Source organism: Bacillus sp. NMCC4 (assembly GCF_002998555.1).
In the GTDB taxonomy this organism is placed as follows: Bacteria; Bacillota; Bacilli; order Bacillales; family Bacillaceae; genus Bacillus.
Genome location: NZ_PVRA01000004.1, coordinates 100832 through 112446, shown reverse-complemented (window position 1 = coordinate 112446; position 11615 = coordinate 100832). Strand labels below are relative to the sequence as shown.

Genomic DNA, 11615 nt, shown 5'->3' with positions numbered 1-11615 from the left:
GATCATGTAAATTTTAACGTGACTTTCCTTTTTTTCTCTAAGTCGATTTCAGGCTCACTGTAAAAGTCGTTCCTTTGCCTTGTTTGCTGTGGACAGAAATCGTTCCTTCATGCGCTTCCACAAGGTGTTTGACAATGGCAAGACCAAGACCTGTACCGCCTGAATTCCTGCTTCTATCTTTATCAATTCGATAAAATCTCTCAAATATTCTTGGAATCTCGCTTTTCTTCATGCCGATTCCTGTATCTGCTACATCAAATTCATAGGCACCTTTCCGCGGTCTTGCTGAGATGGTAACACTTCCTCCCTCTGGTGTATAGGTCAGGGCATTATTGACGAGATTGAGGAAGATTTGCTTTAACCTTAGCGGATCTGCCATAACATAGACCGGTTCTTTCGGGACACGCACTTGTAATTGAATGCCTTTTTCTGCTGCCTTTTGTTTTAACAGCACTTCAATCTCTTGAATGATTTCTGTCGCATTGGCTTCTTGAATATTCAGCTTGAAGTGCTGCTGTTCAATTTTAGAAAGATCAAGTAAGTCTTGAATCAGCGTTTCTAGACGGACACTCTCTTTTAAAATGATAGAAAGGAATTCTGTCAGTGCTTCTTTGTCATCAATCGCACCATCAAGAAGGGTTTCAGAAAATCCTTTAATCGACGTAATCGGTGTTTTTAATTCGTGAGACACATTGGCGACAAAGTCTTTTCGCATCTGCTCCAGCTGCTTTGTTTCTGTCACGTCATGAAACACAAGGACAATTCCTTTCCATTCATCGTCTGTACTTAAAATTGGTACACCATCCACTTGGAAGTAGCGGCGTTCAATGTCAACGGCTAGACGTAAAAACTTCCGCACCTTCGTTTCTGTCATGAAAATTTCGTCAATTAATTCGATAATCTCTTCATGTGTAAACGCTTCGTGATACAGCTTGTGCATGTAAATATGCTTTTGGACTTTAAACTGCTTGCGGAAGGTTCGATTGACTAGGTGGATATAACCCATCTTATCAATCAAAATAATCCCCGCTCCAATATTTTCAATGACCGTTTGCAGCCGGTCTCTCTGCATTTCACCGGCACTTGTCATTTCTTGAAGACTTCCTGCCAAACGCTTCATGGAAGTATTCAGTTCACTTGTTTCAATCATCAACTCTTCATAGTTATTCGTATCATAGTTCCCGCGTTCCAGCTGTTTGGCTACCTTTGTAGCATAATCAATTGGTTTCACATATTTCATCGACATGCGGTACCCAAAGAAAACGATGATGATAATCGCCGAGCCAAGACAAAAGGCTAATGCAAGCCAGAGCTGGCCGTCAATTTCATTTAAAGGCTCGTATGACGCATGGAGAAATAAATAACCCGCTGGTTCGTTTTGTTTCAGGATCGGGACAGCATAATGAAACAGCGCATCCTTCTCATCGTCAATGACGACCCCTTTTGTTTGGAAACGTTCATTGTTCAGCGTGTTTCGAATGATGGCCCTTTGTTCTGCTTGACCCGTTGTATGTATGATATTCCCCTTCAGGTCCACAATCGACGCATTCATATCAAAATGCTGCTTTGCCTGATGGAGGACCTCCTTGTTTTGCTTCGCCTTCAGATCGTCACCATTCATGGAAGAGAGGAGGAAGCTCGATTCCTTTTCCATTCGTTCCGTTAATTTGGTTTCATAGAAAACATGGAACATGTGGTCCAAGAAAAGACCAAGTGCCACAAACACAATAAAAAGGAGAAAAATGAGTCCCGAAAACAGACGGGTTCTAATTTTACTCATTTGGCTTTGGCTCCTCCAATTTGTAGCCTAAGCCGCGAATCGTTTTAATGTATGTTGGTTTTTTCGTGTTCTTTTCAATTTTGTCCCGCAAGTGGCTAATATGGACATCCACAATACGAGTGTCACCTGCAAAGTCATAATTCCAAACGGCACTTAACAATAAATCACGCGTGAGGACACGTCCTTTATGCTTCGCCAAATAAAGCAGCAGTTCAAATTCTTTTGGCGTGAGCTCTAGACGTTCTTCCTGGAAATAGACTTCGTAGTGTTCTGGTAAAATGCGCAGTTCACCAATTTTGATTTGGTCTGCAATGATCTCTTCCTTCTCCTCTTGCGTGGGGGCAGGCTGAGATTGCTGTGCTCTTCTCAAGATGGCTTTTACCCGAGCACCCACTTCTCTAGGACTGAATGGCTTTGTCATGTAATCATCGGCTCCAAGCTCAAGGCCTAGCACCTTATCAAATTCATCGTCCTTTGCTGTCAGCATTAAAATAGGGAACATCATTTTTTGAATTCTCAGTTGTTTGCACACTTCAATGCCGTCCATCTTCGGAAGCATTAAATCTAATACAATGAGATCAGGCTGTTCACTTGCTGCTTTTTCAAGCGCTTCTTCCCCGTCTCTTGCTGTGACGACATCATAGCCCGCTCTTTCAAGGTTATAGCTTAGAAGTGTTACAATCGATTCTTCATCATCCACAACTAATATTTTTTTATTCATGTTGTGCCTCCAATTAGTGATTTCCCCTGCATCCGTTTTTTGTATCTTATGTGAAAAGCGAGAAGTCATGCTTTCTCTTTCATTTTAACGAAAGCTTAACAAGAGGACAATTTAAAATTTCGACAAGATTTGTTTTGTAAACAAAAAGAAGACTCCTCATGAGAGAAGCCTTCTTTTTTATTCATATTAAGACAATACTTTCATGACATTCTTAACAGATTCAACAGAACGGTCAAGCTGACTTCTTTCTTCTTCTGTCAGCTCAAGCTCGATGATCTTCTCAAGACCGTTGCCACCTACGATTGTTGGTACACCTAGGTAAATGCCTTCGTAGCCATATTCACCTTCAAGGTAAGCAATCGTCGGCATGACGCGGCGCTGATCTTTAAGGATCGCCTCAACCATTTCGACTAGTGAAGCAGCAGGAGCATAATATGCACTACCGTTACCTAATAGGTTCACGATTTCGCCGCCGCCTTTTCTTGTTCTTTCAACAATTGCATCAATTCGATCTTTTGGAATCAATGTTTCAAGCGGGATACCGCCTGCATAAGAGTAACGAACAAGAGGAACCATGTCATCGCCATGTCCACCAAGTACAAAGCCCGTCACATCTTTAACAGATAGGTTTAATTCTTGAGCAACAAACGTACGGAAACGTGCTGTATCAAGAATGCCCGATTGTCCAATGACTTTTTCTTTTGGTAATCCTGATTCTTTATAAACTGCATACGTCATTGCATCAACAGGGTTTGTTAACACAACAATGATGGCTTCTGGAGAATATTTAACGATTTCGCGTGTCACACTGCGCATGATTTTTTCATTTGTTGACACGAGATCGTCACGGCTCATTCCCGGCTTTCTTGCAATTCCCGCCGTAATGACCACGACATCAGAACCGGCTGTATCTTCGTAGTTAGAAGTTCCTGTAATGTTTGCATCGAAGCCTTGAACAGGACTTGCTTCCAGCATATCAAGTGCTTTCCCTTTTGTTGGGTTCTCAAGCTGCGGGATATCGACTAATACGACGTCCGCTAATTCTTTTTGAGCCGTTAGAAATGCTGTAGTTGCTCCAGTAAAGCCTGCTCCGATGACAGATACTTTTTTACGCTTGTTTGCCATTTCCTTTTTCCCCTTTAACTTTAAAGTTTAAGAATCAAGACAAGTTTTTGATGAGCTCGTCAGCAAACTCAGAACATTTCACTTCTGTTGCGCCATCCATTAATCTAGCAAAATCGTAAGTGACGACTTTTGATGCAATTGTTTTTTCAACAGATTGAATCACTAGATCAGCTGCTTCCTGCCAGCCAAGGTGCTCAAGTAAAAGCACGCCTGATAGAAGAACAGAAGATGGATTCACTTTATCAAGACCAGCATATTTAGGTGCTGTTCCGTGAGTCGCTTCAAAAATAGCGTGTCCTGTTTCGTAGTTGATGTTCGCACCTGGTGCGATACCAATTCCACCAACTTGTGCTGCAAGAGCATCAGAGATGTAATCTCCGTTTAAGTTCATTGTTGCCACAACATCGAACTCAGCTGGACGAGTTAGGATTTGTTGAAGGAAAATATCTGCAATGCTGTCTTTGACAATAATTTTGCCAGCAGCTTCTGCTTCACTTTGCGCTTTGTTTGCCGCATCTTTTCCATCTTGTTCTACAATACGATCATATTGTGCCCATGTAAAGACCTTGTCTCCAAACTCTTTTTCAGCCACTTCGTAGCCCCAGTTTTTGAAGGCACCTTCTGTAAATTTCATGATGTTTCCTTTGTGAACAAGCGTCACAGACTTACGGCCTTGGTCGATTGCATATTGGATAGCCGCTCTGACAAGGCGAGAAGTTCCTTCTTCAGAAACTGGCTTGATTCCGATACCTGACGTTTCTGGGAAACGGATTTTGTTTACACCTAATTCGTTTTTCAAGAAGTCAATTAACTTCTTCACTTCGTCTGATCCTTTTGCATACTCGATACCAGCATAGATATCTTCTGTGTTCTCACGGAAGATGACCATATCTGTGTCTTCTGGACGTTTCACAGGAGACGGTACGCCTTGGAACCAGCGAACTGGACGTAAGCATGTGAATAGATCAAGCTCTTGTCTAAGTGCCACGTTTAATGAACGGATTCCTCCGCCGATTGGTGTTGTCAGTGGTCCTTTGATCGCGATTAAGTATTCACGAATGTCTTCAAGTGTTTGCTCAGGAAGCCATTCTCCAGTTTTATTGTAAGCTTTCTCACCTGCATATACTTCTTTCCAAGTGATTTGCTTTTCACCTTTATATGCTTTTTCTACAGCTGCTTCAAGTACTCTTGATGCTGCTTTCCAAATGTCAGGACCGATTCCGTCCCCTTCGATAAACGGGATAATTGGATTATTTGGTACATTCAATACGCCGCCAGTAACTGTAATTTTTTCGCCTTGTGACAATGATATTACCTCCCAGGTTATGTAGTGAATATTTGAAACTTCTTGGCTTGATGTCTGCAAGCGAAGAAGTTTTTCACGTGATTCGTTTTTTGTTGATATAGAGGCTGATTGGCCTTCCTGAGGATCAGCCCCCGCTATTCTATAAACATTAGTCTCTTTCACTGATCGGAACAAAGGTTTGAAGATCAGGTCCAATGTAGTCAGCTCTTGGACGGATGAGACGGTTGTTGTCATACTGCTCTAGAATGTGAGCAATCCATCCAGAGAATCGGCTGATCACGAAAATTGGTGTAAACAAGTCATGATCAATCCCAAGACTGTGATATACAGATGCAGAATAAAAATCAACATTTGGTGGAAGATTTTTCTCTGATGTCACGATTTCCTCTGCGCGAACAGACATTTCATACCATTTCGGCTCGCCAGTGAGGTTTGTTAAACGCTGGCTCATTTCTTTTAGATGCTTTGCACGCGGGTCACCTTGACGGTATACGCGGTGGCCAAAGCCCATAATTTTTTCTTTCTTCTCTAGCTTACCATGAATATAGGAATCTACGTTTTCAACTTCGCCAATTTCTGAAAGCATCTTCATTACGCCTTCATTGGCTCCGCCATGAAGTGGTCCTTTCAGCGCACCGATAGCCGCTGTTACACCAGAGTAGATATCTGATAGTGTAGCAACACATACACGTGCTGTAAATGTCGATGCGTTTAATTCATGATCCGCATGTAGAATGAGTGCCTTATCAATTGCCTCAATTTCTACTGGTGACGGCTCTTCGCCATTTAGCATATACAAGAAGTTCGCAGCATAGCTGTATTCTTCTTTTGGCTGTACAGGCTCAAGTCCCTTTCGAATGCGTGAAAACGTAGCGACTAGTCCAGAAATTTTCGCCTGTAAACGAATGGCTTTTCTGTAATTCGCTTCTTTGTCCATAATCTCTGATTCGTCATCGAGTAAACCTAGTAAGGATACCGCTGTACGAATCGCAGACATTGGATGAACCCCGTCCAGCGAATACGATTTAAAGTGCTCAATGATTTCTTGCGGAATGTGAGCATTTTCATTGAGCTGCTGTTTTAACTCACTCAGCTCTTGCTCATTCGGCAGCTTTAAGTGCCATAACAGGTAGACAATTTCTTCGAATGTAGCTTTTTCAGTTAAATCATCGATATTGTACCCTACATAAGTAAGAGTATCATCAATAATTGAGCTTACGGATGAAGTTGTTGCCACAATACCTTCAAGACCTCTTGTTGCTGTCATGTTCAATCTCCCCTTTTTAAAAAGATTCCCCTTCGTTGCAGAATTCTCGCTTTTTGAAAGCGCTATCCAATCCGAATAAGACGGCAGGTTCAGAAAAGAAAATGCTTACATTTACCTATACGGTTAGAGCGCTTTTAGCCTCATATCTCTTGTGTGATCAATGAGTTCAAAATTAAGCCTATTCCCATTATAAACAATAATCAGACATTTGTTAAATGTTTAACTATAATTTTTTTTGATATTTTTTTTTCCAGTCTTCCATATAAGGCATGGAATAAAGGGATTTTGCTTCTTTTATTATATTTAATTATGTTTTTTTGCAAAAGCTCACGCAAGAAAAAAATAAAAAAGAAAGTGGCATGAACCACTCTCTTTTCAACCGCTGAAAAATTTCACAGCCTGCATCGCCAAATAAGCAATTCCTGCTCCGATCAGCGGACCGACAGCTACACCTTTAAATAAGCTGACTGCCAAAATTGTCCCGAACACAAGCGCTGCCGTGATATGCGGATCATTTTCGAGTAGCACAATACCGTTTTTTGCGATTAATGCTACTAATATACCCGCTCCAAGTGCAATCCAAGCATAAGAAGATTTCATGGCTTCTCCAAGCTGCTTAAATCCAATGTCACCTGTTGCTATAGGAACAAGCACAGCAATTGTAATGACGGTGACACCCCAATTGATGCCTTTTGATTGGAGAACCGGGAAAATTTTTTGATCCAAACCAATCAGCTTAATCGCAATCAGCACAGAAACCGCTAAAATTAATGAATTGTTCTTTGCAATAAGTGCAATAACGAGTAAAAGAACCAAAAATAAATTTGCTTGAGTAAACATACGCCGCCCCTTCCTTTCTTTTTATTGCGACCTTTTCATATTACTAATCTTTTTGAATAAAATGAAGTATCGGACATGCTTGTTTTTTGGAGGGGATTGTGTGAATCACGCCTATATGGCCATTTTTCTGCGAAGTTTGATGATGATCAGCATTGCTGTAATTGCGGTTGTCTTTCTATATCAGTCTTTTCCGTTTTTATATCCTTTTTGGATTGCACTTATTGTATCCTGCCTGATTCATCCTGCCGTATGCAAAATAGAAGAGATCACCGGAATGCCGAGAGGAATTGTAGTAGTCATTGTACTACTGCTCTTTTTAGTGGCAGCAGCCGGTTTCATCACACTCTTAGTAGCAGAAATCATTTCAGGAAGTGCTTATTTAGCAAAGGTTCTGCCTGGACACCTTGATCAAATGATTGGTATTGTCGAACGGTTTTTTACAGATAAGATTCTGCCTTTGTACCATGATGTCACCGCCCAATTTAATACGCTTCAAGCAGGTCAAAAGGAATCGATTTTAGGACAAATCCAAGCGCTAGGCGATGAAGCTGCCGCAAAAATAGGGACTTTTCTTTCAAAAACGCTCGAGCTTATCCCGGCTTTTTTAGGTCTTTTGCCTGATGCAGCCGCAACCCTTTTGTTTTCTGCACTGGCGACTTTTTTTATCACGAAAGATTGGTTTACGTTAAAAAAATATGGCTCTCGTATCTTTCCCGCAAAATGGATGCAGCATACACGCGCCATTTTATCTGAAATCAAAAAAGCTATTACCGGTTTTATGAAGGCGCAGCTTCTGCTTGTTGCTATGACCATCGGCCTCGTCGTCATTGGTCTGATCATCTTAAAAGTCGAGCATGCCTTTGTCATTGCTTTATGTATTGGGTTTGTCGATTTACTTCCTTATATCGGGAGCGGTACTGTTTTTCTGCCTTGGATCATTTACTCCGTTATGACAGGAAATCTTTCACTCGCTATCGGGCTCGGCATTTTGTATATTGTCGTGCTCATTCAAAGACAAATTTCAGAGCCAAAAGTCTTAAGCAAGTCCATTGGGCTTAATCCTTTAGCAACGCTTGTGGCATTATTTGTCGGGTTAAAATGCTTTGGTTTTCTTGGACTTGTCATTGGTCCTGCTTCCCTTGTCGTGTGGCAGGCATTTCGTAATGCAGGTGTTTTTAGAGATATCTATCAATACATTCGGTACGGCATGCAAAAGTAAAAGAGACCTTGAGCTCAAGGTCTCTTTAGCGAATAATCGTATAGCGATTGCGATTAGACATGTTTCTAAGCCAGCGTTCAAAGAGCGGCTTGATTTGCTTTCTCGTCATCGGAATGAGTAGCAGCGCACCAATGATATCCGATAAGAAGCCGGGAATGAGCAGCAGCAGACCGCCAATCAGAATGCAAAAACCATCGACAATCGCTATGCCTGGCATTTTACCATACTGTAAATCTCTCTGCACTTTTTGAAAAGCTTCGATTCCTTGCTTTCTTGCAAAATAAGCACCTAGTGCACTCGTGAGCACGATCATCAGCATCGTTGGCAAAATGCCAATAATTTTACTTGATATTAAAAATAAACTGATTTCCACTGCAGGGAACAGAATCAATAATAGTAGCAAATATTTTTTCAACCATATCACCTCATGGGGTATCTTTCATCGAAAGCTGTTTTACTTTTTTTAGTGTAACATAAAAAAAGAGAGGAGTCAGATAACTCCCCTCGTGTGTATGATTTAAAGGACGCTTGCACGGCCTTTGTAGATCGCTCCGCGTGCCGGATCTACTGTGATCTCTTCGCCTTCTTTTAGCAGTGTTGTTGCGCTGTCAAGACCCACAATCACTGGAATACCAAGGCTGAGTCCAACGACTGCTGCATGGCTTGTTAAGCCGCCTTCTTCAGTGATCAAGGCAGATGCTTTCTCTAAAGCACCCATCATATCACGGTCTGTACAGTTTGCGACAAGAATCGCACCATCGTACATTTTTTCGTCTGCTTCTTTTCCGCTTTGTGCAATGACAACCGGTCCAAATGCAGATTTACGGCCAATTCCTTGACCTTTCGCAATGATGTCACCAACAACATATACTTTCATTAAGTTCGTTGTACCTGTTTCACCAACTGGCACACCAGCTGTAATGACGATTAAATCGCCATGTCTCACATAGCCCGTTTCGATCGACTTCTCGACTGCATTCTCAAGCATTTCATCAGTAGACGTCGTTTTTGATCCGCTCTTTGCAAATACACCGAATACGAGAGACAGCTTTCTTGCTACTGATTCGTTTGCTGTGACCGCTACGATTGGTGCTTTTGGTCTATATTTTGAAATCATTCTCGCTGTATGACCGCTTTCCGTAGGTGTCACAATCGCTGCCACGTCAAGCTTCATCGCTGTATGTGCAACAGATTGACCGATGGCATCTGTAATGCTGACTTCTACTTCTTCGCTTCTGCGAGAAAGAATTGCTTTATAGTTGAGTGCATCTTCTGAACGTGATGCAATGTTATGCATCGTTTGTACAGCTTCCACTGGATATGTTCCTGCTGCTGTTTCACCAGAAAGCATAATCGCATCTGTGCCATCAAAAATGGCATTTGCCACGTCACTTGCTTCCGCACGAGTTGGACGAGGATTACGCTGCATGCTATCAAGCATTTGGGTAGCTGTGATGACAGGTTTGCCTAAACGATTGCATTTTTTGATCAGCATTTTTTGAACAAGCGGTACTTCTTCTGCCGGGATCTCTACACCAAGATCTCCACGCGCAACCATCAAACCATCTGATACCTCAAGGATTTCATCGATGTTATCAACACCCTCTTGGTTTTCAATCTTAGGAATGATTTGAATGTCAGCCGCATTATTCTTTTCAAGAAGCTCACGAATTTCAAGCACATCAGAAGCTCGTCTAACAAAAGAAGCAGCGATGAAATCGACGCCTTGTTCAATTCCGAACAGAATATCATTGGCATCCTTTTCTGTAATACCTGGCAGGTTCACACTTACACCTGGTACGTTTACACCTTTTTTGTTTTTGAGCGTGCCTGTATTCATGACCTTTGTGACGATTTCTTTGCGGTCCATGTTAATTTCTTTCACTTCTAAACCAATAAGACCATCATCTAATAGAATCGTTGAGCCCACTTCTACATCATCAATTAAATCTTCATACGTCACACTAATTTTTTCCGTATTTCCAACAATATCTTCCATACTCACGATAAGATCTGCACCAGCGACTAGCTCAATTGAGCCGTTTTCAACTGTACGTGTACGGATCTCTGGACCTTTTGTATCAAGAAGGATCGCAATGTCCTTGCCTAATGTTTTACCTGCTTTACGAATGTTTTCAATGCGTGCACCATGCTCTTCAAAATCTCCATGAGAGAAGTTTAGTCTGGCTACATTCATTCCTGCTTCAATCAATTCAGTCAGCTTTTCAATGGTTTCACTTGCTGGACCGATTGTACAAACGATTTTTGTCTTTCTCATTACTGTTCCTCCTAAGGTCTTCTCGTTTTATATAGAGAGCTCTTGTGAAAGTCGGTACATATTTTGATCGACTGTATGTTTTTTATCTAAGATATCTAAAATATCGTGGTGAACGAGTTCGTTGCTTTGAATGCCCACACAGCGTCCGCCTTTTCCTTCAAGAAGAAGTTCTACTGCGTATGCTCCTAAACGGCTTGCCAGTACTCGGTCAAATGCGCTTGGAGAACCTCCGCGCTGAATATGTCCTAAGACAGATACACGGGTTTCAAGGCTTGTCTCCTCTTCAATCCGCTTACCAAATTCAACACCGCTGCCTACGCCTTCTGCGACGATAATGATACTGTGCTTCTTGCCGCGCTCGTGCCCTCTTCTTAACCTCGCAATAATTTCATCCATGTCATAGTCTGCTTCAGGAATCAAAATAGATTCGGCTCCGCCTGCAAGACCTGACCAAAGAGCAATATCACCAGCATGTCTTCCCATTACTTCCACTACGTATGTACGTTCATGAGATGTGGCTGTATCACGAATTTTATCAATGGCGTCAATGACTGTATTCAGTGCTGTATCAAAGCCAATAGTGAAATCAGTACCTGGGATATCGTTGTCGATTGTACCCGGGACACCTACACATGGAAAACCGAGCTCAGTTAATTTCTTCGCTCCCATGAATGAACCGTCTCCGCCGATCACAACAAGTCCTTCAATACCGAATTTTTTTAAGTTCTCAATGCCTTTTTCACGACCTTCAATTGTCTTGAATTCAGGGCATCTTGCCGTGTAAAGTTTTGTTCCTCCACGATGAATGATATCGCCAACTGAACCTATTTCAAGTTTCTCAATTTTACCGTTAATTAGACCTGAATATCCATTATAAATACCGTAAACTTCAACATTATGGTAAATCGCTTTCCTTACAACTGCGCGCACAGCTGCATTCATTCCTGGGGAATCCCCACCGCTCGTTAAAACTCCTATACGCTTCATCTTTTTCACCTCAGAGACCATATATGAATTAAACATACCATTTCCACTGCTTGAAAACAATCATGAGCAAAACCGGATGTTTTCAATACGTA

The 11615-nt window shown here is 41.7% G+C and carries 10 protein-coding genes; 1 reads left to right on the top strand and 9 read right to left on the bottom strand.

Annotated features, from left to right (window positions below):
* Positions 1–37: 37 nt before the first annotated feature.
* From pnpS to C6Y02_RS10260, 6 genes are all read right to left on the bottom strand, one after another.
* Positions 38–1780: a two-component system histidine kinase PnpS gene (pnpS, locus tag C6Y02_RS10285; RefSeq protein WP_106031192.1), complete on the bottom strand. Its 1743-nt coding sequence runs from the start codon at positions 1778–1780 to the stop codon at positions 38–40.
* Positions 1773–2501 carry a response regulator transcription factor gene (locus tag C6Y02_RS10280; RefSeq protein ID WP_012010858.1) on the bottom strand — a complete coding sequence of 243 codons (729 nt, stop codon included), beginning with the start codon at positions 2499–2501 and terminating at the stop codon, positions 1773–1775. Before C6Y02_RS10280 ends, pnpS begins: the two co-directional genes overlap by 8 nt.
* Positions 2502–2687: 186 nt before the next feature.
* Positions 2688–3626, bottom strand: a complete 939-nt coding sequence (gene mdh / locus C6Y02_RS10275; RefSeq protein ID WP_034661844.1) for a malate dehydrogenase — start codon at positions 3624–3626, stop codon at positions 2688–2690.
* 34 nt (positions 3627–3660) lie between these two features.
* A complete protein-coding gene (icd, locus tag C6Y02_RS10270) occupies positions 3661–4932 on the bottom strand; it encodes an NADP-dependent isocitrate dehydrogenase (RefSeq protein WP_008346060.1) in 1272 nt (423 codons plus the stop codon).
* A gap of 148 nt (positions 4933–5080) precedes the next feature.
* Complete coding sequence (citZ, locus tag C6Y02_RS10265; RefSeq protein WP_034661848.1) at positions 5081–6199, bottom strand: citrate synthase; 1119 nt, start codon at positions 6197–6199, stop codon at positions 5081–5083.
* A 375-nt stretch (positions 6200–6574) separates the two neighbouring features.
* Complete coding sequence (locus C6Y02_RS10260; protein WP_007501699.1) at positions 6575–7039, bottom strand: DUF441 domain-containing protein; 465 nt, start codon at positions 7037–7039, stop codon at positions 6575–6577.
* 100 nt (positions 7040–7139) lie between these two features.
* Here C6Y02_RS10260 and ytvI point away from each other — a divergent pair, with 100 nt between their 5' ends.
* The gene (gene ytvI, locus C6Y02_RS10255) at positions 7140–8258 is read left to right on the top strand and encodes a sporulation integral membrane protein YtvI (RefSeq protein ID WP_060596982.1); all 1119 of its coding nucleotides are present in this window, start codon (positions 7140–7142) and stop codon (positions 8256–8258) included.
* A gap of 25 nt (positions 8259–8283) precedes the next feature.
* On the opposite strand, the gene C6Y02_RS10250 is transcribed toward ytvI, so the two are convergent.
* The 3 genes from C6Y02_RS10250 to pfkA all read right to left on the bottom strand — a co-directional run bounded on the left by C6Y02_RS10250 (position 8284) and on the right by pfkA (position 11523).
* Positions 8284–8673: an FxsA family protein gene (locus C6Y02_RS10250; RefSeq protein ID WP_060596983.1), complete on the bottom strand. Its 390-nt coding sequence runs from the start codon at positions 8671–8673 to the stop codon at positions 8284–8286.
* A gap of 102 nt (positions 8674–8775) precedes the next feature.
* Entirely contained in the window at positions 8776–10536 is a 1761-nt protein-coding gene (gene pyk, locus C6Y02_RS10245; protein ID WP_034661851.1) for a pyruvate kinase, read from the bottom strand.
* Between the two features lie 27 nt (positions 10537–10563).
* Positions 10564–11523 (bottom strand): 6-phosphofructokinase, encoded by a 960-nt coding sequence (gene pfkA / locus C6Y02_RS10240; RefSeq protein WP_106031191.1) that lies wholly within the window; start codon positions 11521–11523, stop codon positions 10564–10566.
* Positions 11524–11615 lie beyond the last annotated feature (92 nt).

Coding starts and splice junctions, on each gene's coding strand:
- C6Y02_RS10260 (WP_007501699.1), bottom strand. CDS start 7,039: ATGTTTACTCAAGCAAATTTATTTTTGGTTCTTTTACTCGTTATTGCA.
- pyk (WP_034661851.1), bottom strand. CDS start 10,536: ATGAGAAAGACAAAAATCGTTTGTACAATCGGTCCAGCAAGTGAAACC.
- citZ (WP_034661848.1), bottom strand. CDS start 6,199: ATGACAGCAACAAGAGGTCTTGAAGGTATTGTGGCAACAACTTCATCC.
- C6Y02_RS10280 (WP_012010858.1), bottom strand. CDS start 2,501: ATGAATAAAAAAATATTAGTTGTGGATGATGAAGAATCGATTGTAACA.
- mdh (WP_034661844.1), bottom strand. CDS start 3,626: ATGGCAAACAAGCGTAAAAAAGTATCTGTCATCGGAGCAGGCTTTACT.
- pfkA (WP_106031191.1), bottom strand. CDS start 11,523: ATGAAGCGTATAGGAGTTTTAACGAGCGGTGGGGATTCCCCAGGAATG.
- pnpS (WP_106031192.1), bottom strand. CDS start 1,780: ATGAGTAAAATTAGAACCCGTCTGTTTTCGGGACTCATTTTTCTCCTT.